The sequence below is a fragment of the Micromonospora sp. NPDC093243 genome, assembly GCF_044753725.1.
Lineage (GTDB): Bacteria > Actinomycetota > Actinomycetes > Mycobacteriales > Micromonosporaceae > Micromonospora.
In genome coordinates this window covers 793,137-818,720 of the sequence record NZ_JBIVNT010000004.1, presented here as the reverse complement: position 1 = coordinate 818,720, position 25,584 = coordinate 793,137, and the positions used below count along the sequence as shown (strand labels likewise).

31 protein-coding genes are annotated in these 25,584 nt (G+C 73.3%); 19 read left to right on the top strand and 12 right to left on the bottom strand.

Annotated features, from left to right (window positions below; translation table 11 throughout):
- Positions 1–96: 96 nt before the first annotated feature.
- The 3 genes from mshD to ACIP9D_RS17630 all read right to left on the bottom strand — a co-directional run bounded on the left by mshD (position 97) and on the right by ACIP9D_RS17630 (position 2,828).
- A complete protein-coding gene (gene mshD / locus ACIP9D_RS17640) occupies positions 97–1,023 on the bottom strand; it encodes a mycothiol synthase (RefSeq protein ID WP_350875811.1) in 927 nt (308 codons plus the stop codon).
- Between the two features lie 67 nt (positions 1,024–1,090).
- Positions 1,091–2,005 (bottom strand): polysaccharide deacetylase family protein, encoded by a 915-nt coding sequence (locus ACIP9D_RS17635; RefSeq protein WP_350875809.1) that lies wholly within the window; start codon positions 2,003–2,005, stop codon positions 1,091–1,093.
- 103 nt (positions 2,006–2,108) lie between these two features.
- Positions 2,109–2,828, bottom strand: a complete 720-nt coding sequence (locus tag ACIP9D_RS17630; protein ID WP_350875807.1) for a response regulator transcription factor — start codon at positions 2,826–2,828, stop codon at positions 2,109–2,111.
- Between the two features lie 247 nt (positions 2,829–3,075).
- On the opposite strand from ACIP9D_RS17630, the gene ACIP9D_RS17625 reads away from it, so the two are divergent.
- The 7 genes from ACIP9D_RS17625 to ACIP9D_RS17595 all read left to right on the top strand — a co-directional run bounded on the left by ACIP9D_RS17625 (position 3,076) and on the right by ACIP9D_RS17595 (position 8,276).
- Positions 3,076–4,125, top strand: coding sequence for a hypothetical protein (locus ACIP9D_RS17625; RefSeq protein WP_350875805.1), 1,050 nt, complete (start codon positions 3,076–3,078; stop codon positions 4,123–4,125).
- Between the two features lie 104 nt (positions 4,126–4,229).
- Positions 4,230–5,018 carry a DUF2993 domain-containing protein gene (locus ACIP9D_RS17620; RefSeq protein WP_350875803.1) on the top strand — a complete coding sequence of 263 codons (789 nt, stop codon included), beginning with the start codon at positions 4,230–4,232 and terminating at the stop codon, positions 5,016–5,018.
- 89 nt (positions 5,019–5,107) lie between these two features.
- Entirely contained in the window at positions 5,108–5,185 is a 78-nt protein-coding gene (locus ACIP9D_RS17615) for an Ms5788A family Cys-rich leader peptide (RefSeq protein WP_311202345.1), read from the top strand.
- 204 nt (positions 5,186–5,389) lie between these two features.
- Positions 5,390–6,238, top strand: a complete 849-nt coding sequence (locus tag ACIP9D_RS17610) for a sulfurtransferase (protein ID WP_350875801.1) — start codon at positions 5,390–5,392, stop codon at positions 6,236–6,238.
- 3 nt (positions 6,239–6,241) lie between these two features.
- Positions 6,242–6,574 (top strand): DUF1416 domain-containing protein, encoded by a 333-nt coding sequence (locus tag ACIP9D_RS17605; RefSeq protein ID WP_350875799.1) that lies wholly within the window; start codon positions 6,242–6,244, stop codon positions 6,572–6,574.
- A gap of 206 nt (positions 6,575–6,780) precedes the next feature.
- Positions 6,781–7,332 (top strand): winged helix-turn-helix domain-containing protein, encoded by a 552-nt coding sequence (locus tag ACIP9D_RS17600; RefSeq protein ID WP_350875797.1) that lies wholly within the window; start codon positions 6,781–6,783, stop codon positions 7,330–7,332.
- An 80-nt stretch (positions 7,333–7,412) separates the two neighbouring features.
- Positions 7,413–8,276: a hypothetical protein gene (locus tag ACIP9D_RS17595; RefSeq protein WP_350875795.1), complete on the top strand. Its 864-nt coding sequence runs from the start codon at positions 7,413–7,415 to the stop codon at positions 8,274–8,276.
- A 152-nt stretch (positions 8,277–8,428) separates the two neighbouring features.
- On the opposite strand, the gene ACIP9D_RS17590 is transcribed toward ACIP9D_RS17595, so the two are convergent.
- The 3 genes from ACIP9D_RS17590 to ACIP9D_RS17580 all read right to left on the bottom strand — a co-directional run bounded on the left by ACIP9D_RS17590 (position 8,429) and on the right by ACIP9D_RS17580 (position 11,324).
- Positions 8,429–10,480: a glycogen debranching N-terminal domain-containing protein gene (locus ACIP9D_RS17590; protein WP_350875793.1), complete on the bottom strand. Its 2,052-nt coding sequence runs from the start codon at positions 10,478–10,480 to the stop codon at positions 8,429–8,431.
- Positions 10,477–10,857 carry an SCP2 sterol-binding domain-containing protein gene (locus ACIP9D_RS17585; protein ID WP_350875791.1) on the bottom strand — a complete coding sequence of 127 codons (381 nt, stop codon included), beginning with the start codon at positions 10,855–10,857 and terminating at the stop codon, positions 10,477–10,479. Before ACIP9D_RS17585 ends, ACIP9D_RS17590 begins: the two co-directional genes overlap by 4 nt.
- Positions 10,858–10,949: 92 nt before the next feature.
- Positions 10,950–11,324, bottom strand: coding sequence for a DsrE family protein (locus ACIP9D_RS17580; RefSeq protein WP_350875788.1), 375 nt, complete (start codon positions 11,322–11,324; stop codon positions 10,950–10,952).
- Positions 11,325–11,336: 12 nt separating this feature from the next.
- On the opposite strand from ACIP9D_RS17580, the gene mtfM reads away from it, so the two are divergent.
- Both mtfM and ACIP9D_RS17570 read left to right on the top strand, forming a co-directional pair.
- The gene (gene mtfM, locus ACIP9D_RS17575; protein ID WP_067315095.1) at positions 11,337–11,441 is read left to right on the top strand and encodes a small membrane protein MtfM; all 105 of its coding nucleotides are present in this window, start codon (positions 11,337–11,339) and stop codon (positions 11,439–11,441) included.
- 114 nt (positions 11,442–11,555) lie between these two features.
- The gene (locus ACIP9D_RS17570) at positions 11,556–12,161 is read left to right on the top strand and encodes an FABP family protein (RefSeq protein ID WP_400450257.1); all 606 of its coding nucleotides are present in this window, start codon (positions 11,556–11,558) and stop codon (positions 12,159–12,161) included.
- A gap of 92 nt (positions 12,162–12,253) precedes the next feature.
- Here the strand turns inward: ACIP9D_RS17570 and ACIP9D_RS17565 are convergent, their stop codons facing one another.
- Positions 12,254–13,117, bottom strand: coding sequence for an aminotransferase class IV (locus ACIP9D_RS17565; protein ID WP_350875784.1), 864 nt, complete (start codon positions 13,115–13,117; stop codon positions 12,254–12,256).
- Positions 13,118–13,184: 67 nt separating this feature from the next.
- Between ACIP9D_RS17565 and ACIP9D_RS17560 the strand changes: the two genes are divergently transcribed.
- From ACIP9D_RS17560 to ACIP9D_RS17545, 4 genes are all read left to right on the top strand, one after another.
- Positions 13,185–13,613 carry a Fur family transcriptional regulator gene (locus tag ACIP9D_RS17560; protein ID WP_350875782.1) on the top strand — a complete coding sequence of 143 codons (429 nt, stop codon included), beginning with the start codon at positions 13,185–13,187 and terminating at the stop codon, positions 13,611–13,613.
- Positions 13,610–14,722, top strand: a complete 1,113-nt coding sequence (locus ACIP9D_RS17555; RefSeq protein ID WP_350875780.1) for a folate-binding protein — start codon at positions 13,610–13,612, stop codon at positions 14,720–14,722. Before ACIP9D_RS17560 ends, ACIP9D_RS17555 begins: the two co-directional genes overlap by 4 nt.
- A gap of 22 nt (positions 14,723–14,744) precedes the next feature.
- A complete protein-coding gene (locus ACIP9D_RS17550) occupies positions 14,745–15,572 on the top strand; it encodes a 3-keto-5-aminohexanoate cleavage protein (RefSeq protein WP_350875778.1) in 828 nt (275 codons plus the stop codon).
- Between the two features lie 93 nt (positions 15,573–15,665).
- Positions 15,666–16,625 carry an asparaginase gene (locus ACIP9D_RS17545; RefSeq protein WP_350875776.1) on the top strand — a complete coding sequence of 320 codons (960 nt, stop codon included), beginning with the start codon at positions 15,666–15,668 and terminating at the stop codon, positions 16,623–16,625.
- A 125-nt stretch (positions 16,626–16,750) separates the two neighbouring features.
- Here the strand turns inward: ACIP9D_RS17545 and ACIP9D_RS17540 are convergent, their stop codons facing one another.
- The gene (locus tag ACIP9D_RS17540) at positions 16,751–17,548 is read right to left on the bottom strand and encodes an alpha/beta hydrolase (protein WP_350875774.1); all 798 of its coding nucleotides are present in this window, start codon (positions 17,546–17,548) and stop codon (positions 16,751–16,753) included.
- 111 nt (positions 17,549–17,659) lie between these two features.
- Here ACIP9D_RS17540 and ACIP9D_RS17535 point away from each other — a divergent pair, with 111 nt between their 5' ends.
- The 5 genes from ACIP9D_RS17535 (at position 17,660) to ACIP9D_RS17515 (ending at position 20,918) form a co-directional block, all read left to right on the top strand.
- Entirely contained in the window at positions 17,660–18,217 is a 558-nt protein-coding gene (locus tag ACIP9D_RS17535; protein ID WP_350875772.1) for a helix-turn-helix transcriptional regulator, read from the top strand.
- Entirely contained in the window at positions 18,214–18,900 is a 687-nt protein-coding gene (locus tag ACIP9D_RS17530; protein ID WP_350875770.1) for a hypothetical protein, read from the top strand. Before ACIP9D_RS17535 ends, ACIP9D_RS17530 begins: the two co-directional genes overlap by 4 nt.
- A 70-nt stretch (positions 18,901–18,970) precedes the next feature.
- On the top strand, positions 18,971–19,285 hold the full coding sequence (locus tag ACIP9D_RS17525) for a DUF2516 family protein (RefSeq protein ID WP_350875768.1): 315 nt from the start codon (positions 18,971–18,973) through the stop codon (positions 19,283–19,285).
- Positions 19,282–20,169, top strand: coding sequence for an alpha/beta hydrolase (locus tag ACIP9D_RS17520; RefSeq protein ID WP_350875766.1), 888 nt, complete (start codon positions 19,282–19,284; stop codon positions 20,167–20,169). Before ACIP9D_RS17525 ends, ACIP9D_RS17520 begins: the two co-directional genes overlap by 4 nt.
- Before the next feature lie 11 nt (positions 20,170–20,180).
- Complete coding sequence (locus ACIP9D_RS17515) at positions 20,181–20,918, top strand: alanyl-tRNA editing protein (protein WP_350875764.1); 738 nt, start codon at positions 20,181–20,183, stop codon at positions 20,916–20,918.
- 50 nt (positions 20,919–20,968) lie between these two features.
- On the opposite strand, the gene ACIP9D_RS17510 is transcribed toward ACIP9D_RS17515, so the two are convergent.
- Complete coding sequence (locus ACIP9D_RS17510) at positions 20,969–21,664, bottom strand: DNA polymerase beta superfamily protein (protein ID WP_350875836.1); 696 nt, start codon at positions 21,662–21,664, stop codon at positions 20,969–20,971.
- 77 nt (positions 21,665–21,741) lie between these two features.
- On the opposite strand from ACIP9D_RS17510, the gene ACIP9D_RS17505 reads away from it, so the two are divergent.
- Positions 21,742–22,656, top strand: coding sequence for an SDR family oxidoreductase (locus tag ACIP9D_RS17505; protein ID WP_350875762.1), 915 nt, complete (start codon positions 21,742–21,744; stop codon positions 22,654–22,656).
- On the opposite strand, the gene ACIP9D_RS17500 is transcribed toward ACIP9D_RS17505, so the two are convergent.
- From ACIP9D_RS17500 to ACIP9D_RS17490, 3 genes are read right to left on the bottom strand one after another with little or no spacing between them, the layout of a single operon-like run.
- Positions 22,647–23,654, bottom strand: a complete 1,008-nt coding sequence (locus ACIP9D_RS17500; protein WP_350875761.1) for a YafY family protein — start codon at positions 23,652–23,654, stop codon at positions 22,647–22,649. The two genes, ACIP9D_RS17505 and ACIP9D_RS17500, sit on opposite strands and share 10 nt — an antisense overlap.
- Positions 23,655–23,672: 18 nt before the next feature.
- Positions 23,673–24,314 (bottom strand): response regulator transcription factor, encoded by a 642-nt coding sequence (locus ACIP9D_RS17495; protein WP_350875759.1) that lies wholly within the window; start codon positions 24,312–24,314, stop codon positions 23,673–23,675.
- The gene (locus ACIP9D_RS17490) at positions 24,311–25,579 is read right to left on the bottom strand and encodes a sensor histidine kinase (RefSeq protein ID WP_350875757.1); all 1,269 of its coding nucleotides are present in this window, start codon (positions 25,577–25,579) and stop codon (positions 24,311–24,313) included. Before ACIP9D_RS17490 ends, ACIP9D_RS17495 begins: the two co-directional genes overlap by 4 nt.
- Positions 25,580–25,584 lie beyond the last annotated feature (5 nt).

Genomic DNA, 25,584 nt, shown 5'->3' with positions numbered 1-25,584 from the left:
CCAAGGCACGAAGCCAGTCAGAGCAAGAGTCACGTCCGCTGCCGCCGACCATCAGCCCATCATCTGCGGACCGACCCGGCCAGCCTCACAGTCAGGTCAGCCCAGCTGGTAGTTGACGTGCGCCGACCAACGCAGGAAGCCGAGCCGCTCGTAGAGGGCCATCGCGCCGGCGTTCGTCTCGTCGACGTAGAGCATCACCCGGTCCAGGCCGCGCCGGTCCCGCAGGTATGCCAGCCCCGCGGTGCTCAGCGCGCGGCCCAGTCCGCCGCGGTGCACCGTCGGATCCACTCCCAGCACGTAGACCTCGCCGATCCGGGCCGAGCCCGGGCGCTCGTGCACCTTGGTCCAGTGGAAGCCGAGCAGCCGCCCGGTGGAGTCCTCCGTCGCGAGCAGGAAGCCAGCCGGATCGAACCACGGCTCGGCCAGCCGTACCCGCAGGTCGTCGGCGGTCCACCGACCCTGCTCGGGGTGGTCGGCGAAGGCCCGGGCGTTGACCGCGAGCCAGGCCGCGTCGTCCGTACCCGGCTGGAACGCGCGTAGCGTCACGCCGTCGGGCAGTTGGGGCTCGCCCAGCGGGGCGGCCAGCGACCGGCGCAGCTGCCAGAGCACCCGGGCCCGGGTGAAGCCCAGGTCGACCGCGAGCGCGGCGGCCGACGGGTGGTCGCCGTGCGCCCAGGCCCGCAGCGGACCGGTGGCCGAGGCCAGCACTCCGCGGGCCAGCGCCCGGCCGGTGCCACGCCGCCGGTACGCGGGGTGCACCACCAGCTCCACGCCGATCCCGTCGGCCGGGTCGGTGGTGTCCAGGTGGGCGTACCCGGTCAGCGTCCCGTCGTCGGCCCGCGCGGTCAGGTGCACGGCCGCGGCCGCCGGGTCGCGCAGCCGGAGCAGGACGTGTTCGTCGAGCGGGTCCGCGCCGTCCGTGTCGCCCGCCGAACGGGCCAGGGCCAGCACGTCGGTGATCTCCGCGGACGCGAGTCGGTCGTTGCGGGTCACCTGGTCGATCGTGGGCTCGGCGCTGCTCATTCCGCCACCGTAGCCGGACCGCCCCGGCGTGCCGCCGGCGTCCCGGCGTCCTGGGCCGTCCGCCGGGTCACGTCGGGTCGGTCGGCAGCGCCTCCAGCTCGAACCGCGAGGTCAGGTCCGGCAGGATGCGGTACAGCGAGTCCACCGTGCCCTGCCGGTTGCCGCCGGCGTCGTGCAGCAGCACGACCGATCCCGGTTCGACCGCGGTGAGTACCGTCGCGGTGATCCGGCCCGCGCCGGGTGTGTCCCAGTCCGACGGATCGACCGTCCAGTGCACCGGCGTCATGCCCAGGGAGTGCGCCGTCGAGACCACGGGATAGGTCCACGCGCCGCCGGGCTGGCGGTACCAGACGATCGGCGCGTCGGGCACCGCCGCCCGGATCGCCTCGTTCGTCCGCAACAGGTCGGTCCGGATCGCGGCCGGCGAACGCTTGCCCAGGGTGACGTCGTGGTTCCAGGAGTGGTTGCAGAGGGTGTGCCCGTCGGCCACGATCGCCCGGATCAGGTCCGGATGGTTCTGCGCGTTCTCCCCGACCACGCAGAAGGTCGCCTTGACGCCGAACTCGCGAAGCGCCGTGAGGACCTGCGGCGTGTACTGCGGATCCGGTCCGTCGTCGAAGGTCAGCGCGACCTTCTGGTTGCCGGTGGTGGAGTGCGCGCCGAACAGGCTGTCACCCGTGGCGTCCTGGGCGGAGCCGTCCTGCCCCGCCTCGGTCGGGCCGGCGCTGCGGCCGTCCGGGTGCGGGGTCGAGGTGTCCGGTTCGGCCGGCTGGTCGGCGGAGTCCGGGTCCAGGTCGCCGGTGACCCCGGTGGCGTTGTGCTGCGGCCGGTCCGGGACCAGGCTCCGGCCCAGGGCGTACGCCGAGCCGAGCAGCACAGCCACCACCACGGCGACGGTCGCGACCGCGCGGCCGGTGGAACCCGGCCGCAGCAGCGTTCGTAGCCGGTCGGTCCACCGGCTCCCGCCGCCCCCCGTGGTCATCGCACGCACCGCCGCCCCTTCCGCTGACAACTCGGCAGTCAGAATAGGTCCGACTGTCGGCGCAAAAAGGGCATATGGGAAATAGTCCCCGAGAGGGGGAGGGTCAGACCGGCAGCGGCGCGTGCTCCGCCTCGGGCAGCGACCGCGACGGCGGCACGACGAACTTGTAGCCCACCTGCCGGACGGTGCCGATCATCGACTCGTACTCCGAGCCGAGCTTGGCCCGTAGCCGTCGGACGTGCACGTCCACCGTCCGGGTGCCGCCGAAGTAGTCGTAGCCCCAGACCTCGCGCAGGAGCTGGTCGCGGGTGAAGACCCGGCCCGGGTGCTGGGCGAGGAACTTCAGCAGCTCGAACTCCTTGTAGGTGAGATCGAGCGGCCGGCCCTTGAGCTTGGCGGCGTAGGTGTCCGGGTCGATGGTCAGCTCGCCGGCCCGGATCGAGCCGCCGGCGCCGGCGACCGCGTTGGTCAGCCGGCCAACCGCGAGTCGCAGCCGGGCCTCGACCTCGGCCGGCCCGGCTGAGGCGAGGATGACGTCGTCGACGCCCCAGTCGGCGTTCAGGGCGATCAGCCCGGCCTCGGTGACCACCGCGACCAGCGGGACGCCCAGGCCGGTGGCGTGCAGCATCCGGCAGGTCGCCCGGGCCTCGCTGAGCTCGGAGCGGGCGTCGACCATGACCGCGTCGGGACTCGGGCCGGCGACCAGCGTGCGGACGTCGCGCGGCGCGGTGCGAACCGAGTGGGGCAGCAGGTCGAGTGCCGGCAGCACTGCGGACGGTTCGCCTGCGCGTGCGCTCACCAGCAGCAGGATCTCCACGATCACCTCCGTCCCGGCGGCCTCTCGGCCGCACGCGACCAGCTGCACTCCGTGGTGGGGGTGCGCTGAAGAACTAGCGTGGGTCCCGGCGTCGCTGACGGGCGGGGTAACGGGTTGAGCGTAACCGATCGCTCCGCCAGCGCCGTGGGAGCACTTCCACTTTGTTCGCTTTGCCCTTGATCGCGGCGCACCTTTTAACGTTGTCGAAACCCGTGACCTCCGCGCCGGGGGGTCGGTCTGGCACGATCGGGGCGTGTTTCCCTCCACCTCGCCCGAGACCGGCCGGGACCAATGGTCCGACGGGCCCCGTCCGGGCCCTGGCCACGGCCAGCCGCCGGCGCCGCGCAACGGCCCGGGTCCCGACGACGATGATCGCCGGGAGCGCAGCGGACCCCGCCGAGCCCGGCGCGGTGGTGAGCCGGCCCGTCGTACGGACGACGACTCGGCGGTCGAGCCGGACGAGGAGGTCGTGCCGCCCGTCGAGGTGCGCCGGCCGCTCTCGGTGGCCACCGCCGGCTTCGCCGCCCTGCTCGGGGTCGGCCTGGTGCTCGGGGCGCAGACCTCCGGGCCGGGGCACCGGTTGCCCTTCGCGATCGTCATCTTCGGCGTCCAGCTGCTCTTCGTGCTGGCCTGGACGATGGCCATGCGCCCGCCCGCGGTGCTGCTGGTCGCACTGGTAAGCGTGGGCGCGGCCGTGGCGGCCGACACGGCGGCGGTGCAGTCGGACATCGCCGGCCTGGCGCCGCTGGGCTACGTCGCCGCCGGCGGCTTCGTCCTCGGCGTGCTCGGTCAGCTGGTCCGCCGGGTCGACCGGGTTCGGGTGACCGACTCGCTGGGCACCACGTTGCTGATCGTGGTCGGCGTTGTCGCCTTCGGCACGCTGATCGTGCTGAGCCGGATCCCGGCCGGCACCCAGGCGATCACCGTCTGCCTGACCGCCAGCGGCGTCGCGCTCACCGTGGCCCGGTTGACCGACGCGGTCGCGCCGTGGCCGCGGCTCGCCCCGCAGGTGCCCCGAGGTGCGGCCGGCGTGGTCGGCGGCGCGATGGTCGGCACCCTGGTCAGCGCCGTGCTGGGCAGCTACCTGGTCACTCCGTTCACCCCGACCCGGGCGGCCATCATCGGGCTCGTCGCGGCGGTCACCGCCGTGCTGGCCGACCTCGCCGTGGGCTACGCCGAGGCGGGCCGGCTGATGGCCGGCGAGCCGCCGACCATGTGGGTCGCCCGGCACATGCAGGGCCCACTCGGCGGGTTCGCCCTGGCCGCGCCGGCGGCGTACGCCATGTGCATGCTCTTCCTCTGAACGTACGGTTGAGCGCGACGCCGGCCGGGTACCAACGGTGCGCCGCCCGGCGGCACCGGCAGTGACCATGCGCCGCGGCGCGGCGAGCGGAGACAGGAGACGGTGTGGCGCAGGCCCAAGCGGCGTACGAGGAACGTCCACGGCGACGCGGGCGCAAGGCGCTCGTCGTGCTCGTCGTCCTGCTGCTCGTACTGGGCGGGATCCTGGTGATCGCCGACCGGGTGGCCGTCGGGGTGGCCGAGCGGGCCATCGCCGACCAGGTCCGCCAGGAGGTGGCCAAGCAGAACGCGCAGTCCGCCCCGCCGGAGGTCGAGGTGGGCGGCTTCCCGTTCCTGAACCAGGTGTTCGACGGCCGCTACGAGCGCATCTCCATTGTGCTGCGGGAGGTGCGCGGCTCGGTGCAGGGCGACGCGATCAGCCTTCCGGAGCTCGACGTGGACGCCCGCAACGTCCGGGCCTCGCTCGACACCATCCGCTCCGGCCAGGGCGACGTGGTCGCCGAGACCGTCAACGGCACCGGCACGATCAGCTACCAGAGCCTGGCGGCCCTGCTCGACCGGCCCGGCCTCACCCTCGGCGAGCAGGGCGGCAAACTCGCGGTCACCGCCCCGGTGGACATCCTCGGCGCGAAGCTGACCGTCACCGGCACGGCCGACGTGACGGTCAGCAAGCAGGGGCAGGTCGGCCTGCGCTTCAACAACCTGGACGCCGAAGGGCTGCCCAACCTGCCGCTGGCCCGCACGCTGCTGAACAACTACGCCAAGGGCATCTCGATCGACGTGCCCCTGCCCGACCTGCCCTTCCAACTCGCCGTCCGCGAGGTCCGGCCGACGCCCGAGGGGCTGACGGTCACCGCGGACGCGAAGGACGTACCCATCAACTCGGCCGGCTGAGTCGAGCGGGCCCCCCGGGCTCGCGGCGGCGTCCCGGATGCTGGTCGGGCCGGTGGCGCCGCCGGTGGTGGCTGGTAGGCTCCCTGACCATGGGGACGCTCCTCACCAAACGGCGCGCGGTCGACCTGTGCCGCGTGGCCACCTGCCTGTGTCGCCCCGTCATCTGACGGCGGGGCTGTCCCCGGTCGCCTGAGCGACCACCGGCACGCAGGGTTCGCAAACCCCAGTGCCTTCCCCCATCGCCCGGCAGCGGCGCCGTCGCACGAACCCGTGATCCGTCCTTCCCAAGGGGTCCCGCGCGTGGTGCGACACTTACACACTTCGATCTCCGCGCGCTGGCTCACCATCCATCCTGACCAGGGAGTGATCTGATGAGTCGCGACACCGCACTCGTCTCGGCCGACTGGGCCGAGAAGAACCTCGACGCCCCGGGCGTCGTCTTCGTCGAGGTCGACGAGGACACCTCGGCCTACGACACCGGCCACATCGCCGGGGCCATCAAGCTGGACTGGAAGACCGACCTGCAGGACCCGGTGCGCCGGGACTTCGTGAACAGGACCCAGTTCGAGGCGCTCCTCTCCGAGCGCGGGATCAGCAACGACGACACGGTGGTCCTGTACGGCGGCAACAACAACTGGTTCGCCGCGTACGCCTACTGGTACTTCAAGCTCTACGGCCACCGCGACGTGAAGCTGCTCGACGGCGGTCGCAAGAAGTGGGAGCTGGACGCCCGGCCGCTGGTCAAGGACGCGGTGACCCGCCCGGCGACGCAGTACGTCGCGCAGGAGCCGGACACCTCGATCCGGGCCTTCCGCGACGAGGTGGTGGCCGCGATCGGCACCAAGAACCTGGTCGACGTGCGTTCTCCCGACGAGTTCGCCGGCAGGTTGCTCGCCCCCGCGCACCTGCCCCAGGAGCAGGCGCAGCGGGCCGGGCACATCCCGACCGCGATCAGCGTGCCGTGGTCGAAGGCGGCCAACGAGGACGGCACCTTCAAGTCCGACGACGAGTTGCGCAGGATCTACGCCGACGCCGGGCTGGACGACGGCAAGGAGACCATCGCCTACTGCCGGATCGGCGAGCGCTCCTCGCACACCTGGTTCGTCCTGCAGGAGCTGCTCGGGCACCGCAGCGTGAAGAACTACGACGGTTCCTGGACCGAGTACGGCTCGCTGGTCGGCGTGCCGGTCGCGCTCGGCGACGAGCCGGGGGAGGCCTGAGCCATGACTGCTCCTGCTGCTCCCACCGCTGCGGGTTGCGCCGCTCCCGACCAGGCCGCGCCGTTGCCGGCCAGCCTGGATCTGGAGAAGGAGACCGTCATCACCGGCGTCGTCCGCTCCGCCGAGGGCGAGGCCGTGCCGGGCGCCTACGTCCGGTTGCTCGACTCGACCGGTGAGTTCACCGCCGAGGTGGTCACCTCCGCGGCCGGTCAGTTCCGGTTCTTCGCCGCGCCCGGCGCCTGGACCCTGCGGGCGCTCTCCCGGCACGGCAACGGCGACACCGCCGTGACCGCCGGCCGGGGCATCAACGAGGTGAGCGTCACCGTCGCCGCCTGACCCACCGCTCTGATCGACAGGGGCCGGTCACCCTCGCGGGTGGCCGGCCCCGGTCGTGTACGCCGACGACGCCCCGAGCCGTCGATCAGGTTCCGGGCCGTGACGAGCCCGAGACTTACCGCTAGGCTTGGCCCGAGCCCCATCGGCGATCGTCACTGCCGATGGGTGGGAGCTTCTCACGTCAGCACGGCCGCCCAGGAGGCAGCGTGTCCGGTGCAGAAGTCCCTATCGTCGTCTGCGTCAGCGCCGACGTCGCGGTCCGCCAGCGGGTGCTACGCCGCCTCGACGGGGTCGCGCCGGTGGTGAGCTGCGCCGACCTCGCCGAGTTGCGGGCGGTGCTGTTCGCGCCGACGGCGTCACCCCCACCCGCGCCGCGGCCGGTCGAGCAGGCGGAGCCCCCCGAAGCGACTGCTGGCGACGGTACGGGCGAGGCGTCGGAGCGTCCGGTCGGCTGGGGCGAGCTGCTCGTCGACCGGGCCGGGCACCTGGTGACCTGGCGCGGCGAACCGCTCTCGCTGACCCGTACCGAGCGGGAGCTGCTCGCCCGGCTGGTCACCCCACCGATCTCGGTCTGGAGCTACGAGCGGCTCTTCGGCGCCGTCTGGGGCGGTGCCTACCTGGGCGACGCGGCGATCCTGCACTCGGCCGTCAAACGGCTCCGTCGCAAGCTGCGTCCGCTGCCGGGTGGGCCCCGGGTACGTACGGTGCGGGGCGTCGGCTACCGGTTGGACGCCGCGCCCCGACCCACCAGCGGCTGACCGCGCCCGCGCCGGCCCGGCCGGCCCCGGGCCCCGAACGCGCCGCCGGCCGGGCGGCAGCCGCGTGACACGATGACCGGGTGAGCGGTGCTGTGCAGGCGGGGTATGCCCCGCCGACCGGGCCTGACGCGCCAACCCCCACCCGGCGTCGGCGCTGGCTGCTCGCCGCCACCGTCGCCTGGGCGTTGCTGCTCGGGGTGCTGGCCTGGATCTCCGTCCGCGACGACCCGCCCAGCGTGCGCGAGCAGCGCAGCCTCGGCGAGGCGGGTCCGGTGGTGGACCGGGCGATTGGTGAGCTGGCCGCGGCGGCCGGCGGAACGGTCGTGTGGGAGCTGCTCCCGGCGCGGGTCGACCGGGGCTGCCGGATCACCCCGTTCGCCGACGGGGCGACCCTGACCCGGGGTGTCGACGTGGCCGTGCCCGAGGACGGTGAGCGGGAGCTGCTCGAGCGGATCGCGGACCGGCTGCCGGCGGGCTGGCGGGCCGGCGTGCGGACGACGCCGGACGGGCTGCGGCTGCGCGCCGACGTCGGCGAGTTCGTCGCCCTGGACGGACGACCCGGCGAGGACGGGTGGGTCCGGCTCACCGTTCGCACCGGTTGCCGGCTCGTGGGTGCCGGCTACGCCCCGACGACCGGCCCGGCCGGCGCGGAGACGGTCGCCCTGGCTGACGCGCTGCGGGCCCTCGGTGAGCCGGGCCCGGCGACGCCCGAACTGGTGAGCGCGCCCTGCCCCGGCGGCGGCGCCGCCCGGACCGCCCGCGCCGCCGAGGTCGCCGCCGGCGCGACCGACCCGGCCGCCGCCCTCGCCCCGCTCGCCACCGCCGGCCCGGTTCTGGACACCCCCGACGCGTACGCCTATCGCGCCGGCCCGGTGACCGTCCTGGCCGACGCCCGAGCCGACCACCTCCGCCTGACCGCCACCCACCCCTGCCCCACCCCCTAACCCCGCCCCACCCCCTGACCCCCACCCGGTCCTCGCGCCTGACCGTCCCGGTGATCATGAAGTTATTGCCGCGACACGCCGTGGTGAGTGACAACAACTTCATGATCACCGGGCGGCTGGAGGCCAGGGGGCGGGACGGGGCGGGGTTGGGGTCAGGGTTGGGATTGGTCGGTGGGGGTGCGGCTGCGGCCCAGGGCGTCGACCTTGCCCCAGCGGCCGGGGATGTCGAGCAGCTCGATGCGGCCCATGCCCTCCGGCACGGCCGGGTCGATGATCAGGTGCTCGCCCTGCGGTTCCAGGCCGAGCATGACCCGGAGCAGCAGCAACGGTGTCCCGGTCGACCAGGCCTGCGGGCTGCACGCGGTCGGATACCGCACCGGGTAGTCGGTGAGGTTCCGCTCGTACCCGGCGAACGCCTCCGGCAGCCGCCCGTCGAAGAACCGGGACGCGGCCAGGATCGCATCGCAGATCCGGCCGGCCTCCTCCCGGTAGCCGTATCGCCAGAGCCCCCAGGCGATGATCGAGTTGTCGAACGGCCAGACCGTGCCGACGTGGTAGCCGATCGGGTTGTACCGACCCTGGTCGTCGGCGAGGGTCCGGACGCCCCAACCGGAGAAGAGCCGCGGCCCGAGTAGGTGCTCGGCGATCCGGCCGGCCCGGGACTCGTCCACGATGCCGCTCCAGAGCAGGTGGCCGATGTTCGAGGCGAGAGCGTCCACCTGCCGGCCGTCGGCGTCCAGGGCGAGCGCGTAGTACTCCCGGTCCGCGATCCAGAAGTCCCGGTTGAACCGCTGCTTCAGCTCGGCGGCCTCCCGTTCCAGCCGGTCGGCGTACGCCGGGTCGTTCCAGAACTTCCGGGCCAGCCGGGCCCCGCGGATCTTCGCGTCGTAGGCGTACCCCTGCAGTTCGCAGGTGGCCCGGGGAAAGCCGGGCAGCCGACCGTCGGCGAAGGAGATGGCGTCCCAGGAGTCCTTCCAGCACTGGTTCTGCAGCCCGGTCTCGTGGTTGCGGGTCTGGTACCAGATGTAGCCGGTGCCGAGCAGGTCGCCGTAGCCGTCGATCCAGTCCAGCGCGGCCCGGATCTGCGACTCGAGCAGGAGCACCAGCTGGCTGTCCCCGGTCCACCGCTCGTACTCGTCGAGCAGGATGACGAAGAGCGGGGTGGAGTCCGCCGAGCCGTAGTAGGGCGAGTGCGGTTGCTCCTCGAAGCCGGCCGTTTCCCCGTACCGCAGCTCGTGCAGGATCTTCCCCGGTTCCTCGTCCCGGAAGTCGTCCACCCGGTGCCCCTGGAGACCGCCGAGGATCTGGATGGTCGGTGGGATCAGCTCCGGCAGGAACGGCAGCACCTGCAGCGAGGTGAAGATGCTGTCCCGACCGAAGAGGGTCATGAACCAGGGCAGGCCGGCGGCGAGCAGCCGGACCCCGAGGGCGATCGACTCGTAGCGCAGCGCCGCGAGGTCGTTCAGGCTGCTCCGGTACGCGCCGGCCAGCGGCTGGCAGTCGCAGCCGAGTTTCGGCGCGCGTTCGATCAGCTCGGTCTGTTCGGCCTGGATGGCGGCCACGTTCCGGCTGCCGCCGTACGGCAGGGTGGCGCGGATGTCCTCGCCGCGGGCGCCGTAGACCACGGTCGCCACGTGCAGCCGCGTGGTCCACTCGCCGTGTCCGTCGATCCGGATCCGGAACGTCATGCCCGACACGTCGATCTGCCCCGGCTCGCTGGTGGTGACCACCGCCTCCCGGTGAAAGGCCTCCCGGCGGTAGGTCAGCCGCAGTTCGTTGCCGCTCACCGTGGCCGTGGTCCGGCCCTTCTTCTGGCGGGCGTGCTTGATCTCGAAGAGGTCGGCGAAGTCGGCGCCGACGTCGAGTCGCAGGGTGAACTCGACCGGATCACGCGAGTGGTTCAGCACGGTCAGCTCCTCCTCGAAGCTGCCGCCGATCGCCCGGCTGCGGATCACCGAGACCCGGGCGTCCAGGTAGTGCGTCGGCTCACCGGGCGCCAGGAAGAACCGGGTGCGGTAGGACTCCGCGTCGTCGATGGAGAGCGCGTGCAGCCGTTCCCCGTCCAGGGTCAGCAGCCAGGTGGAGAGGAAGCGGGTGTCGAAGGAGAAGAGCCCGGTGGGGAAGTCGAACGAGGGCTCGATGTCACCGCGCCGGTCGGTCACCAGGAAGGTGTTGCCGTCCAGGATGCTGACCAGGTCCTTCACGCCAGCCGTCCGGTCTGCTCCCGAGCCGCCTCGCGCGGATCACGGGTGCCCGGTGGGTCCGGGAAGAACCTCCGGAAGGCCAGGAAGAGCACCACGTTTCCGCTGAACGTGCTCTCGTTGCGCAACACCGCGGCGACTCCCTGCGCCTCGCCGCGCACCAGCCGGTCGAAGAGGTCCGCGCTGCTGTACCAGAGGGCGTCGGCCGGCCCGCGGTGACGGCTCACCTCGACCGTTCCCGGCCGCATCACGACCAGCCAGTGGTCGGTCTCGTCATCGGTGGAGAGCTCGATCTGGAGGGTTCCGCTGACCAGGCCGCGCAGGACGTCGGGGGCGCGCGCCGGCAGCGATTCGAAGAACCGCTCTGCCGTCTCGCTCACATCCGAATCGTAGGCAGCGGTCTGACATACCGGGTCAGTATCGGCAGTCCGCCCTTACCGGACATAGCAGGCCCGGGTGCGTGGACCGGTGATCAGTAGACCAGCGCCTGCGCGCCCTCGGCCATCGCCTCTTCGACGAAGACCGCGGCGCCGGCGATCCGTACGCCGGGCAGCACGTCGTCCGGGCCGATCTCCCGGCGGGCGGCGCACTGGGTGCAGGCGGTGACGGTGCCGCTGGTCAGCACCACGTGCAGCAGCTCGGCCAGCGGGGCCGAGTGCGGCAACTCGAACTCCTGGGCGCGCCCGGGCAGCGCGAACCAGGTGGACTCCCCGGTGAGCCAGAGGGAGACGTGCACGCCGGCTGCGGCGGCCGTCGCGGCCACCGTGAACGCCTGGGCGCACCGCTCCGGAGCGTCCGCGCCGGCGGTGGCCTTGACGACGAGAGTGCGGGCCATGAGGCCCAGCATAGGATGGGCGGGATGGTCACCGAGATCGGGTTCGTCAGCCTGCTGGTCGCCGGCCTGGGCGCGCTCGCCGGTGGCCTGGTCTATCTGGCTGTACGCCTGTCGAGAGGTAAATGGTGAGCGCGAGGAGTGAGCCGGGTTTGCGAGCCCCGCAGTCGCGAACGAAGGAGCAATCGTGAGCGCGAGGAGTGAGCCGGGTTTGCGAGCCCCGCAGTCGCGAACGAAGGACGTATGGTGAGCGCGAATCCCTCGGACGACAATCCCCTGCAGCCGCCGCCGTGGCTGAACGCGCCGCCGGTCGAGCCGTACCCCTACGAGGAGAGCCACGACCTGCGGGTCGGCCCGAAACTGCACCCCGCCCTGGACGGCCTGCTGCCGTACATCGGCGTGTGGCGCGGCCGTGGCCGGGGCGGGTTCCCCACGATCGAGGACTTCGACTTCGCCCAGGAGATCCGGATCAGCCACGACGGGCGGCCGTTCCTCTCCTACGAGTCGCGGGCCTGGATCCTCGACGAGCAGAGCCGCCCGGTGCGCCCGGCCGGCCGCGAGGTCGGCTGGTGGCGCCCGGTGTTCGACGGTGACCGGGCCACCAACGAGCTGGAGGCGTTGCTGACCACGCCGACCGGGGTGATGGAGCTCTACCTCGGCCGGCGTAACGGCACCCAGGTCGAGCTGGTCACCGACGCCGTGGTGCGCACGGCGACGGCCAAGGAGGTCACCGCGGGGCACCGGCTCTTCGGCATCGTCGAGGGCGCCCTGCTCTACGCCCAGGAGATGGCCGCGGTCGGCCACGACCTCAGCCCGCACCTGTCCGCCCGCCTCACCCGCGTCGCTGGCTGACCGCTCGGTCCCCACCCCCTCCCGCCTGCCAGTCACGTTGATCATGAGGTTGACGGCTCCGCCGTGCGCGGAAAGCGCCGTCAACCTCATGATCACGGCTGTTCGACGTCCGGCACGGGGAAGGCGACGAGCTTCTGCAGCGGTGGGGTGTGCGGGGAGCGGGGGAGCGGCTCGCCGTCGAGCGCGGTGACCTCGGTGAGGCCGCGTATCGACGAGCTGAACCAGACCCCGTCGGCGGCGCGCAGCTCGGTCGGCGTGACCATCCGTTCGGCCGCGTCGAAGCCCAGCTCGCCGGCGTGCCCGAGCAGCCAGGCGGCGGTGGTGCCGGGCAGGATGCCGGTGCTGGCCGCGGGCACGGTGCAGAGGGTGTCGCCGGCCAGCCAGACCAGGTTCGCGGTCGGGCCCTCCAGCGCGTACCCGTCGGAGGAGACCCAGAGCACGTCGTCGACGCCGGCCCGCTGCGCCCAGCGGCGAGCCGCGGTGCTCACCGCGTACGACGTGGACTTGATCCCGGCGGGCAGCCAGTCCAGGGCGGTCCGGGACTCGGCCGGCACGCCGAGCGGCAGGGTCGCCACGGTGATCCCGGTGGCCCGGGCGCGCCGGGACGCCGCCGGGACCTCGGCGAGGGTGGCGTAGACGGTCGGTGGCCCGCCGCCCTCCGGCCCCCGGGTGCAGACCAGCCGCAGTGCGCCCTCCACCTCGGCCGGCCATCCGGCGCGGACCGCGTCGAGCAGCCCGACCAGCACCGCCCGGGGCGGCAGGGTCAGCTCCACGGCCGCCGCGGCCCGAGCCAGCCGGCCCAGGTGGGCGTCCCGCAGCCACGGCCGCCCGTCGCGCAGGTGCATGGTCTCGAAGAGCCCGTCGCCGCGCAGCACACCCAGGTCGTCCCCGCGTAGCACCGGCTCCCCGGCGGACACGGCGCCGCGACCGAGCACGGCGATCCTCGATGTCACCATGACCGCCGAGCGTAGCGGCGGACGCGGCGGCCCGGGAGCGCCGTGGCGGCCGAACTATGATCGGACGGTGTCCGAATCCTCCCTCGCGGAAATGCTCCGCTCCCGTGGCCTGCGGCTGACGGCGCAGCGACAGCTCGTCCTCCAGGCGGTGCTGGACCTCGGTCACGCCACCCCCGAACAGGTGCACACGGCCGTCCGTGAGGTGGCCGCGGGCGTGAACATCACCACCATCTACCGGACGCTGGAGCTGCTGGAACGGCTCGGCCTGGTGACCCACACCCATCTCTCGCACGGCTCGCCGACGTACCACGCCGCCGGGGAGCACCAGCACGTCCACCTGGTCTGCCGGCAGTGCGGGGCGATCGACGAGATCGATCCCGACCTGCTCCGGCCGCTCGCCGACCAGCTGGTTGAGCAGCGGGGGTTCCGGGTCGACATCGGGCACGTGTCGCTCTTCGGCCTCTGCGGCCGCTGTGAGAACGGGGACTCGGAATGATCGACATCGCGGGCGCGGTGGCCGTCGAGAGCATCGACGAGGCCACCCGCGACCAGCCCGAGCCGGCGCACGTCGCGGCCGGGGTACGCGGGGTCGCCGCCCACTACGGCGATCCGATGCGCGAGCAGCGCGTCCTCGACACCGCGGTCGGCCTGGTCGACCGGTCCCACCGGGGTGTCGTGGCGGTGCCCGGCGAGGAGCGGGCCAGCTGGCTGCACACGCTCACCTCGCAGCACCTCGCCGACCTGACCGCCGGTGAGGGCACCGAGCTGCTGGTCCTCTCCCCGCACGGGCACGTCGAGCAGCACGCCATGGTGGCCGAGGACGGCCTCACCACCTGGCTGGACACCGAGCCGGGAGCGACCGGCGGCCTGCTGACCTACCTGGAGAAGATGCGGTTCTTCAGCAAGGTCGAGCCGCGCGACGCGACCGCCGACCACGCCCTGCTCTCGCTGGTCGGGCCGGAGGCGACCGCGGCGCTCGAGACGCTCGGGGTGACCGGGTTGGCCGCACCCGACGCGGTCGCGGTGCCGGGTCCGAAGTTCCGCCAGGGCACGGTGCCGCCCCGGCCGTCCGTGCGGTACGCGGTCAAGCCGCTGCCCGTCGGTGGCTGGGCCCGCCGGGTTCCGCTGGGCGTGGACCTGCTGGTGCCCCGGGAGTCGATGGAGCAGGTGGTCGCGGAGCTGCGCGGCGCCGGAGTGCCCGTCGCCGGGCTCTGGGCGTACGAGGCGATCCGGGTGGCCGCCCGCCGGCCCCGGGTCGGGGTGGACACCGACCACCGGACCATCCCCGCCGAGGTGGACCTGATCGAGCCGGCGGTGCACCTGGAGAAGGGCTGCTACCGGGGCCAGGAGACGGTGGCCCGGGTGCACAACATGGGCCGTCCGCCGCGCCGTCTCGTCCTGCTGCACCTGGACGGTGTGACCACCGACCAACCGCCGGTCGCCGGCACCCCGGTCACCCTCGACGGCCGGGCGGTCGGCTTCGTCGGCACCGCCGTGCACCACTACGAGCTGGGCCAGATCGCGCTGGCGGTGATCAAGCGGAACGTCCCGGAGGACGCCCGCCTCCTGATCAACGAGACCGCGGCGGCGATCGACCCGGTCTGAGCCCGGCGTCTAGGATCCCGGCATGACGACAGGGACGTTGATCACGGTTGCCCCCACCGGCGCGGAGTCGGCCAAGGCGGAGGTTCCGGCGCTGCCGGTGACCCTCGACGAGCTGCTGCTCACCGCGAAGGAGTGCGAGGCGCTGGGCGCCGCCGTGATCCACGTCCACATCCGGGACGACGAGGCGAGGCCCACCCTCGACCAGGGTCGGCTGCGCGAGACCGTGGCGGCGCTGCGGGAGAGCACCGACCTGATCGTCCAGCTCTCCTCCGGTGGCGCGGTCACCGACCCGGAGGCCGCCCGGCTCGCGGTGCTCGACGCCGGCCCGGACATGGCCTCCTGCACCATGGGCACGGTCAACTTCGGCGACGACGTCTTCCTCAACCGCTGGGAGTTCATCGTCGACCTGCACACCCGGATGCAGGAGCGGGGCGTCGTGCCCGAGTACGAGATCTTCGAACTCGGCCACCTGACCGCGTTGCAGCGGCTGCTCGGCAAGTACGGCCTGCCGCACGGCGGGCACGTGCACGTCGACTTCGTGATGGGCGTGCCGGGCGGCATGCCGGGCACCACCGAGACGCTGGTGGCGGCCCGGCAGATGCTGCGCGACCTGCCGGAGGGGACCACCTTCTCCGCCACCGGCATCGGTCGCAGCAGCATCTCGGTGTTGCTGGCGTCGCTCTCCGCCGGCGGGCACCTGCGGGTCGGCATGGAGGACACCGTGACCTACGCCAAGGGGCGGCCGGTGGAGTCCAACATGCAGCTGGTCGCCCGCGCGGTCGGTTTCGCCCAGCTCGCGCAGCGCCCGCCGCTGACCACCGCGCAGGCCCGCGAGCTGCTCGGGCTGTAAGGGCAGCCCCGTCCGGCACTCCTGTCACTGAATCCGGGAAGACCTGGTCACCCGGGCGTCGCCCGCCGCGCACCCGTCGGTACCGTCCACACCGTGGGAAAGACGTACGAGGGCGGCGCGCCGCTCGCCGAAGTGGTCCGGTCCGGGTTCGTGGAGGGGATGCACCGCGGCTCGGTGGTGGTGCTGGACGCGTCCGGGGCGACGGTGGCCGCCACCGGCGACGTGACATCCGCGATCTTCCCCCGCTCGGCGAGCAAGCCGATGCAGGCGATCGGGATGCTCCGCGCCGGCCTGTCGCTGGCCGATCCGGCCGACCTGGCGCTGGTCTCCGCCAGCCATGCCGGTGAGGAGTTCCACCTCGCCCGGGTCGGTGCGCTGCTCGCCCGCGCCGGGCTGGACGAGTCGGCGCTGCACTGTCCGCCGGACCTGCCGGTGGGCGAGGCGGCCCGCGCCGCGGTGCTGCGGGCCGGGGGCGGGCCGACCCGGACGCAGATGAACTGCTCCGGCAAGCACAGCGGCATGCTGCTCACCTGCCGGGCGGCCGGCTGGCCGCTGGACGGCTACTGGCGCCCGGAGCACCCGCTGCAACAGCGCCTGCGCGCGGCGATCGAGGAGTTCACCGGCGAGGAGGCGGCGGCCGTGGGCGTGGACGGCTGCGGCGCGCCGGTGCTCGCGGTCTCGCTGACCGGGCTGGCCGGGGCGTTCCTCCAGCTGGTCGCGGCCGAGGTCGGCTCGTTGCCCCGGACGGTGGCCGACGCGATGCGGGCGTACCCCGAGATCGTCGGCGGCACCGAGGCCGACGACACCCGCCTGATGCGCGGCATCCCGGGCCTGCTCGCCAAGGTCGGCGCGGAGGGCGTGATCGCGGTGGCGCTGCCCGGGGTGGGCGCGGTGGCCCTGAAGATCGACGACGGCGCCGCCCGGGCCCGGATGCCGGTGCTGGTCTCCGCGCTACGACGCCTCGGCGTCGAGGCCCCGGTCCTCACCGAGTACGCCGAGCTCCCCCTCCTGGGCGGCGGCGTCCCCGTAGGCGCCATCCGCCCCCTCTGGTAACCCCACCCCCGCCCGCCGGCCCCTGGGACCGGCGTTGATCAAGAGGTTCGCGTCAAGTTCGATCTCCGGACTGACGCGAACCTCTTGATCAACGGGTCGAGGGGTCGGGGGTGGGGGTGCGGGGGTTAGGGGAGGAAGGTGAGCAGGGCGGCGTTGATCGGGTGGGGCTGCTCCAGGGGCGCCAGGTGGGCGGCGTCGGGTACGTCCGGTAGGCGTACCGCCTGGGGGGCCTCGGCCGCGATGCGGTCGGCCAGGCGGCGGATGTCCCCGAGGTCGTCGGCGCCGGCCCCGACCAGTACTGGCATCCGCAGCTCGCGGAGCCGCTCGATCGCCGGCGGGTCGAGTTCGCCGACCTCGACGGCGCTGAGTGCCAACTCGGCGGCGAGCGCGCGCTGGTCCATCTCCTCGGCGAAGCGGATCAGCTCCGGGTCGACGTCCGCCGGCTGCCGGGACGGGCCCACCACCCAGAACCGCACCTCGCCGGCGGCGCTGGCCACGAAGTCCTCCGGATCGACCTCGCCGACCAGGTCGTCCCAGAGCTGCTCGGTCTCCTCGGACCACTCGTGGCCGGAGATGGCGGCGCCGATGAGGGCGAGCGCGGAGACCCGCTCCGGGTGGGCCAGCGCGGTGTCCACCGCGACCCGGCCACCGAAGGAGCAGCCGACCAGGGCGGCCCGGGGCAGGTCGAGCGCGTCCAGCAGCCCGACCACGTCGTCGTGGTGGGTGAACGGGGCCGGCGGCAGCTCCGATTCGCCGTAGCCGCGCAGGTCGGGAACGATCACGCGGTGCCGGGTGGCCAGCGCGTCGACCTGTTTCCGCCACATCCGCCGGTCCGCGATGCCGGCGTGCAGCAGCACCACCGGGCTGCCCTCGCCGACCTCGTCGTACGCCAGCACCGCGCCGTTCACCTCGATCTTGGTCATCGGAGGAAGGTACCAGCGGGCGATGTTCATGCAAGCGCTTGGATGAGACGTTGCTAACTCTGGCTAGCAAAACGCTTGCAACAGCTAGCAGGGCCGGTTACCGTCGGTCGCATGGCCACTGGTAAGGACCTTCCCGACGTCGGCGGGTTCATTCGTGATCTGCGGCGAAACGCGAAGATTTCGCTGCGCCAGCTCGCCGAGCAGGCCGGGGTCAGCAACCCGTACCTCAGCCAGATCGAGCGCGGCCTGCGCAAGCCGAGCGCCGAGGTGCTCCAGCAGCTCGCCAGCGCGCTGCGGGTCTCCACGCCGGCCATGTACCTGCGGGCCGGGCTGCTGGACGACAAGGAGGGTCAGGGGGTGCTCGCGGCGATCGCCGTGGATCCCGACCTCACCATGGCGCAGAAGCAGTCCCTGAGCCAGATCTACGAGACCTTCCGCCGGGAGAACGCCCGGCTCGACACCCCGGACGAGTCGGCGGGCCTGGTGAACCCCGCCGCCACCGGACCGACCACACCGGACGGCACGCCGACCGAGGCGGTCCTCGAATCGGTCGCCGTCACCGAGGCCGGTCCGGCGCCCGCCCCGCCGAGCACCACCACCCCCGTGAAGAAGGCCGCCGGTCCGGCGGCCCCGAAGGCCGCCGACGCGGCCGAGGAGGAGACGTCATGACCCAGCCGAAGACCAACCGCATCCCGGCCCCCCTCTACGCCGCCGCCGGCGCCGGCGAGCTGGCGTTCCAGCAGCTGCGCAAGCTGCCCACCGTGGTCAGCGACCTCGGCACCAGGGTCGTCGCCGAGCTCGGCGGCAAGGCCGTGGTCACCGGGGTCGAGCTGCGCGAGAAGGCCACCGCGACGCTGCGTACCGCCAACGAGACGGCCGACAGCCTGCGGGAGCGCGGTGTCCCGACCGACCTGACCAAGCTCCGCGAGGCGGCCGACCTGGCCAAGCTCCGCGAGGCCGCCGACCTCGACAAGCTGCGCGCCGCGGCCACCCGCAACGCCGCCGTGGTGTTCGCCGGCGCCCAGGTCGCTCAGGAGCGGGCACTGGCCGCGTACGGCGCGCTCGTCGCCCGCGGAGAGCGGGTCGTCGGCGCCGGCGTCCTGGAGGCCGCCGACACCGTGAACGCCGACATCGAGGCGACCGAGGCCGACCCGGTCGCGAAGCCGGCCACCGCCCCGGCCGCGACCGCCGAGGCCGAGGTGCCGACCCCGGCCGAGGTTGCCGAGGTCGTGCAGGCCAAGCCGGCCGCCGCGAAGAAGGCCACCCGGACCGTCAAGGCCACCAAGCCGGCCGCCACCCCGTCGGCGAAGCTGCCCCGGGCCACCAAGCGGACCCGCCCGGCCGCTGAGTAAACAGTTCCACTGGCGACCCCGGAGGCGTCCTGTCGGACGTATCCGGGGTCGCCGACATAAGCTTGCCGTCATGGCCAACGCCGCGCCGATCTTCGCCTTCGAAGTCCGCTACGTGATCGAGCTGGTTCTGCTCGTCTTCGCGCTGATCATCCAAGGCGTCGCGCTGGTGCACGCCATCACCCAGCGATCCGACGCCTTCGCCGCCATCGGCACCCTGCCCAAGGGCGGCTGGATCGCCATCCTGGCGGTCTGCCTCGTGCTGACCCTGCTCGGCTTCGGCCCGATCAGCCTCTTCGGACTGATCGGCATCGCCGCCGCTCTCATCTACCTGCTCGACGTCCGGGTCGGGCTGCGCGACCTGAGCGACGGCAAAGGCTTCTGGTGAGAGGTTTTCGCTGGCCGCCTCCGCCGGACGGCGGGCCGCGCACCTGGGGCCCCGGCCCGGGCGGGCCGCGGACCGGCCGACCGGCGCTGCCCGAACCGGAGACCGAGCTGGTCACCACGCCGCACGGGGTACGCCTGGAGCGGCTGGTCACCGGCGCCGGTGACCCGGTCACCGTCTTCGCGCACGGGCTGGGCAACGGCATCGCCACGACCCGGCCGTTCGGCAGCGGAGTGGCCGGTCGGAAGCTCTTCTTCCAGTTCCGCGGGCACGGCCGCTCCGATGCGCCACCCGGGCCGTGGAGCTACCCCGACCTGGCCCGCGACCTGCGGGCGATCGCCGACCTGGGCGGTGCCACCAGGGCGTTTGGCGCCAGCCTCGGCGCCGGCGCGCTCTGCCGGCTGCTGGTGGAGAGCCCGGACCGCTTCGAGCGGATGGTCTTCTTCCTGCCCGCGGTGCTCGACCGACCGCGCGGCGAGGTGGCCCGGCAGCGGTTGACCGCGTTGCTGGAGGCGGTGCAGAGCGGCGACGCGTCGGCGGTCGCGGAGGTGGTCTCCGTCGAGCTGCCGGCCGCCGTGCGTAACACCCCGGCCGGCTGGGCCTACCTGCGGCAGCGCCTGGACCAGTTGCTCCGCGACGGGCTCGCCCCCGGGCTAGCCGGCCTGCCGGAGCAGGTCGCGCTGCCGGACGTCGGCGCGCTGGGCGCGGTCACCGCCCCGGCGCTGGTGATCGGCTGTGCCGGCGACGACCTGCACCCGGTCGAGGTCGCCGAGCAGCTCGCCGCCGCGTTGCCGGCGGCCACCCTGCACGTGTACGACCGGCCCGGCGTGCTCTGGTCGGAGCGCGCCGATCTGCGGGCGCGGATATCCGGCTTCCTCAACGAGTAACGTGCCCTGACATGGGCGTCACACACCACGGCCGGACGCACCGGCTGGACCTCGCCGATCCGAGCCTGCGCGAGTGGGAGTGCACGGTGCTGCACGCCGACCCGGAACAGGGCATCGTGCTGGACCGCTCGGCCTTCTACCCCGGCGGCGGCGGGCAGCCACCCGACCACGGAGTGCTGCTCTGGCAGGGCGTACAGACCCGCATCGTCGGCACCCGCAAGGGCGACGACCTCTGGCTGATCCCCGCCGAGGGTGACCCGGTGCCACCGGCCGGCACCGCGGTGACCGGCGCGGTCGAGGACGAGCGGCGCACCCGGTTGATGCGTACCCACTCGGGTCTGCACGTGCTCTGCGGCGTGGTGTTCCGCGACTTCGGCGCGCTGGTCACCGGCGGCAACATGGAGCCCGGCGAAGCCCGGATGGACTTCAACCTTCCCGAGGTGCCGCCCGATTTCAAGACCCGGATCGAAGAGCTGGTCAACGTCGAGGTGGCCGCCGACCGGGCGGTCGCGGTCCGGGTGCTGCCCCGGTCGGAGGCACTGGCGCTGCCGGACATCATCCGTACCCAGTCCAATCTGATCCCGCCTGAGGAGCGGGAGGTGCGGATCGTGGACATCGTGGGGCTGGACGTGCAGGCCGACGGCGGCACCCATGTCGCCTCCACCGCCCAGATCGGCAAGGTGCAGGTGGTCAAGGTGGAGAGCAAGGGCCGCGCCAACCGCCGGGTCCGCGTCCGGCTGCTGGACTGACCCGACCCCCGCCAGTTGAGCGCGGGCTCAGCGATGCCGGGTGGGGCAGGTCAGCGGGGGCTCAGCTCCGCGGGCAGGTGAGCGGCCCGCACGTCGAGCAGCCAACGTTCCACCGTCGCCTCGTCCGGACGGTCCGGCAGCGGAGTGCGGATCCGGTCGAAGTCCTGCTCGGCCTCGGCCAGCAGCGCCCGCGCCTCGGCCAGCTCGCCGCCGGCCACCCGGTCGCCGAATCCCCGGAACCACTGCGGGTCGGCGAGCCGGATCTCCAGCACGCCGGTGGCGTAGAGCAGCCGGCCCTGGTGCACCAGCCGGGCCAGGTGTCGGGCGTGTTTCGAGGTGCGCCGTCGGGTGTCGGCGGAGAAGCTGCCGTCGGCACGCGACTCCAGCTTGCGGAACTGCTGTCCCGCGTACCCCAGGTAGGCGTCCCGGACCCGGGGCGCGCTGAGGAAGGCCGACCGGATGGCGATCAGCCGTTCGCCGAACTCGGTGCGGGTCTCGTAGCAGTCGTCGGGCAGCCAGGCCAGCTCGGTGGCGGTCGGATTGCCGCTCAGCGCCAGGCGGCACCACTTCGCGGCCTCGTGCAGCGTCACGTCCGGGTCGATGGTGACCACCGATTCGCGGGGCGGGCGCAGGCCGTGCAGCGCGACCGTCGGCACGGCGAAGACGCCGATCCGGTCGGTGTCCGAGCCCGGGCCGGCCAGACCGTACGCGACCGAGCCGACGACGCCGGAGAGCAGCAGGTGCATGCCGGCGAGCATGACGGACGACACCCGATCCGAAAACTGGACTTCGGCTGTCAGGTATCGGTGACAGCCTCGGATCCATGACGAAACCGCTGACAGGAAAGGTCGCGCTGGTCGCCGGGGCGACCCGGGGCGCGGGCCGGCAGATCGCCGTCCAGCTCGGGGCGGCCGGGGCCACCGTCTACGCCACCGGCCGCAGCAGCCGAGCCGGCCGCTCGGAGATGGACCGGCCGGAGACCATCGAGGAGACCGCCGAGCTGGTCACCGCGGCCGGCGGTACGGGCATCGCCGTCGTGGTCGACCATCTGGTCGCCGAGCAGGTCCGGGACCTGGTCGCCCGGATCGACGCCGAGCAGGGCCGCCTCGACGTGCTGGTGAACGACATCTGGGGCGGCGATCCGCTGATCACCTGGGAGAAGCCGGTCTGGGAGCAACCGTTGGAGGCCGGCTTCCGGACGCTGCGGCTGGCCATCGACACGCACATCATCACCAGCCACTTCGCGCTGCCGCTGCTGATCCGCCGGCCCGGCGGTCTGGTGGTGGAGATCGGCGACGGTACGAAGGCGTACAACGACCAGACGTACCGGCTCTCGGTCTTCTACGACCTGGCCAAGGTCTCGGTCAACCGGCTCGGGTTCATCTGGGCGCACGAGTTGGCGCCGCACGGTGGCACGTCGGTCGCGCTCACCCCGGGCTGGCTGCGATCCGAGGCGATGCTCGAGCACTTCGGGGTCACCGAGGAGAACTGGCGTGCCGGCGCGGCGAAGGAACCGCACTTCGTCATGTCCGAGACGCCGGCCTTCGTCGGTCGCGCGGTCGCGGCCCTCGCCGCCGACCCGGACCGGGCCCGCTGGCACGGCCAGTCCGTGGACAGCGGCGGGCTGTCCCGGGTGTACGGCTTCACCGACCTCGACGGGACCCGACCAGAGTGGGCGCGCTATCACGACGAGGTGGTTGCGGTCGGTAAGGCGGCGGACGACACCGGCTACCGCTGATCCGGCGGGCCGGGGTCGGCCGGGCGCGAGTCGGCGTAGAGCCGGCCCATCCGCGCGGCGGCCCCGGCCATCAGCTCCCGCAGCTCGGGCGGGTCGAGCACCTCCACCTCGGGGCCGAGCGAGAGCAGTTGGTGGTACGCCACCCGCACGGACTCGACGGGCAGGCGCAGCACCAGCCGGCCCTGCCCGTCGGGTCCCTCGGCGGCGGCCACCGCCTCCTCGTACACGAAGGGGGCGTCCACCAGGTGCCGGAGCTGGCGCAGGCCGGCGGGGCCGAGCCGGACGGTGACCTGGTCGCGCAGCATTCTGCGCAGGAACGCCCCGGCCTGCTCCCGCCAGTACCGGGCCAGGTCGAAGCCCTCGTCCCGGTCGAAGCCCTCGGTGCCCACCTCGACCCCGGTCACCCGGTCCACCCGGTAGGTGCGCGCGTCGTCGCCGACCCGGCCGACCAGATACCAGACCCCGCTCTTGAGCACGAGCCCGTACGGCCGGACCGTGCGGTCGACCTCGCGGTCGCCCCGCCGGTAGCGCAGCTCGACCACCCGGTCCCGCCAGACCGCGCCGGCCAGCTCGCTGAGCCACGGCGGCGGCCCGGCCTCCCGGAACCAGCCCGGCACGTCCAGATGGAACCGCTGACCGGCCCGGGCCGGCGCGTCCCGCAGCGCGGGCGGCAGGGCGGCCAGCACCTTCAGCTCGGCGGCGGCGAGCGCGTCGGTCAGCCCCATGTCGCCGGCCGGCCCGGGTAGCCCGGCGAGGAAGAGGGCCTCCGCCTCGTCACGGGTCAGCCCGGTCAGCCGGGTCCGGTAGCCGCCGAGCAGCCGGTAGCCGCCGGCCCGGCCCCGGTCGGCGTAGACCGGCACCCCGGCGGCGGAGAGCGCGAGCACGTCCCGGTAGACGGTCCGCTCGGAGACCTCCAGCTCCCGGGCCAGCTCGGCCGCGGTCATCGTCTCCCGAGACTGGAGGAGCAGCACCAACGAGATCAACCGGGACGCCCGCACCGGTCCATCCTGCCCCGGTCACCGCCCGCCGGGGGTGAGCAGGCCCCGGTCGTACGCGGCGGCCACCGCCGCGGCCCGGTCGTTGACCCCGAGCTTGGCGTACACGTGCAGCAGGTGCGTCTTGACGGTGGCCTCGCTGATGAAGAGCCGGGCGGCGGTCTCCCGGTTCGACGAGCCGCGGGCCACCAGGGTGAGCACCTCCAACTCGCGCTGGCTCAGCGGCTCCTCGTCGGGTGCGCGGAGCCGCCCCATGAGCCGGCCGGCCACGCTGGGGGAGAGCACGGACTCCCCCCGCGCCGCAGCCCGCACCGCCCGGACCAGGTCCTCGCGAGGCGCGTCCTTGAGCAGGTAGCCGGTGGCACCCGCCTCGATCGCCGGCAGCACGTCCGCGTCCGTGTCGTAGGTGGTCAGCACCAGCACCTTGGCGGGGCTGCCGGAGCGGGCCAACCGCCCGATCGCGGTCACCCCGTCCATCCCGGGCATCCGCAGGTCCATCAGCACGACGTCCGGGTGCAGGTGGGCGGCCAGCGCGAGCGCCTCGGCGCCGTCGCCGGCCTCGCCGACCACCTCGAAGCCCGGATCGCCGGTGAACATGCCGCGCAGCCCGTCCCGCACCACGGGGTGGTCGTCGACGATCAGCAGCCGTACGGGCGTGGTCAATCGGCACCTCCGGCGAGCGCGGGCACGGACGCCGAGACGGCGGTGCCACCGCCCGGCTCGGACTCGACAGCCAATTCGCCGCCAACGCCGGTCACCCGCTGTCGCATGGCGGTCAGTCCGTACCCGCCGTCCGGGCCCCGGGGCGCCAACCGATCGGCGAGGTCAAAGCCCACCCCGTCGTCGCGGACGTCCAGAGTGACCACGTCCGCCATGTACGAGAGGGTCAACCCGACCCTGGACGCCTTGGCGTGCCGGCCCACGTTGGCCAGCGCCTCCTGGGCGGCCCGGAGCAGCGTCACCTCGACCTCCGGATGCAGCGCGCGGGCGTCCCCGGTCACGCTTACCTCGGCCCGCACCTCGTTGATCGCCGACCAGCGTCGGGTCAGCTCGGCGAGCGCGTCGGGCAGCCGGCCGGACTCCAGCGCCTCGGGGCGGACGGCCCGCACCGAGCGGCGCGCCTCGGTGAGGCTCTCGCGGGCCAGGGCGACCGCGGTGTCCACGTGCCGCTGCCAGTCGGACCGCCGGTCCCGGGCCTGCCCGGCCGCTTCGAGCTGGGTGATGATGCCGGTGAGGCCCTGGGCCAGCGTGTCGTGGATCTCCCTGGCCATCCGCTGCCGCTCGTCGGTCACGCCGGCCTCGCGGGCCTGGGTGAGCAGTTGGGCGTGCAGCCCCTCGTTCTCCCGCATGGTCTCGGACAACCGGCGGTTCGTCTCGGCCAGCTCCGCGACCAACCGCTTGCGGTTGGCGTTCTGCCGGTCGCTGATGGTGCCGAACCAGGTCACCGCGCTGGCCACGCCCAGGTTGAACGCCACCAGCACCGACCAGAGCAGCCAGTGCGACAGGGACGACGGCAGGCCCGCGCTCTGCGCGGTGGCCGCCAGGACGGACGAGGCGGCCACCCCGGCGAACCGCCAGTTGCCGGGCAGCACGAACGCATGCAGGAAACCGGCCCAGGCGAAGAAGCCGTACCACGGACTGTCGACCACCAGCACGGCGCCGAACGCGAGCAGCCCGACGTAGTAGACGGCCATCAGCCTGCGCCGGGTCGTCCAAGCGGGGTGCAGGTTGACGAACCAGGCGACCCAGCACGCCGCCGCCGCGGCGACGAGCAGGTCAGGGGCCAGCGAGAGGCCTCCCGGTGCCGGCGCGGCCGTGGTGAGCATTGCCCCGACGGCCAGCCCGACGTACGGCACCACCCGGTGGACGCCCACTTCCCGGGCCTCCCAGGCGGCTAGTCGGTCGACCTGTTCGGCGGTGCTGGTCATCGGGC

Coding starts and splice junctions, on each gene's coding strand:
- mshD (WP_350875811.1), bottom strand. CDS start 1,023: ATGAGCAGCGCCGAGCCCACGATCGACCAGGTGACCCGCAACGACCGA.
- ACIP9D_RS17635 (WP_350875809.1), bottom strand. CDS start 2,005: ATGACCACGGGGGGCGGCGGGAGCCGGTGGACCGACCGGCTACGAACG.
- ACIP9D_RS17615 (WP_311202345.1), top strand. CDS start 5,108: ATGGGGACGCTCCTCACCAAACGGCGCGCGGTCGACCTGTGCCGCGTG.
- ACIP9D_RS17610 (WP_350875801.1), top strand. CDS start 5,390: ATGAGTCGCGACACCGCACTCGTCTCGGCCGACTGGGCCGAGAAGAAC.
- ACIP9D_RS17605 (WP_350875799.1), top strand. CDS start 6,242: ATGACTGCTCCTGCTGCTCCCACCGCTGCGGGTTGCGCCGCTCCCGAC.
- ACIP9D_RS17580 (WP_350875788.1), bottom strand. CDS start 11,324: ATGCTGGGCCTCATGGCCCGCACTCTCGTCGTCAAGGCCACCGCCGGC.
- mtfM (WP_067315095.1), top strand. CDS start 11,337: ATGGTCACCGAGATCGGGTTCGTCAGCCTGCTGGTCGCCGGCCTGGGC.
- ACIP9D_RS17565 (WP_350875784.1), bottom strand. CDS start 13,117: ATGGTGACATCGAGGATCGCCGTGCTCGGTCGCGGCGCCGTGTCCGCC.
- ACIP9D_RS17555 (WP_350875780.1), top strand. CDS start 13,610: ATGATCGACATCGCGGGCGCGGTGGCCGTCGAGAGCATCGACGAGGCC.
- ACIP9D_RS17550 (WP_350875778.1), top strand. CDS start 14,745: ATGACGACAGGGACGTTGATCACGGTTGCCCCCACCGGCGCGGAGTCG.
- ACIP9D_RS17540 (WP_350875774.1), bottom strand. CDS start 17,548: ATGACCAAGATCGAGGTGAACGGCGCGGTGCTGGCGTACGACGAGGTC.
- ACIP9D_RS17535 (WP_350875772.1), top strand. CDS start 17,660: ATGGCCACTGGTAAGGACCTTCCCGACGTCGGCGGGTTCATTCGTGAT.
- ACIP9D_RS17530 (WP_350875770.1), top strand. CDS start 18,214: ATGACCCAGCCGAAGACCAACCGCATCCCGGCCCCCCTCTACGCCGCC.
- ACIP9D_RS17525 (WP_350875768.1), top strand. CDS start 18,971: ATGGCCAACGCCGCGCCGATCTTCGCCTTCGAAGTCCGCTACGTGATC.
- ACIP9D_RS17515 (WP_350875764.1), top strand. CDS start 20,181: ATGGGCGTCACACACCACGGCCGGACGCACCGGCTGGACCTCGCCGAT.
- ACIP9D_RS17510 (WP_350875836.1), bottom strand. CDS start 21,664: ATGCACCTGCTGCTCTCCGGCGTCGTCGGCTCGGTCGCGTACGGTCTG.
- ACIP9D_RS17505 (WP_350875762.1), top strand. CDS start 21,742: ATGACGAAACCGCTGACAGGAAAGGTCGCGCTGGTCGCCGGGGCGACC.
- ACIP9D_RS17490 (WP_350875757.1), bottom strand. CDS start 25,579: ATGACCAGCACCGCCGAACAGGTCGACCGACTAGCCGCCTGGGAGGCC.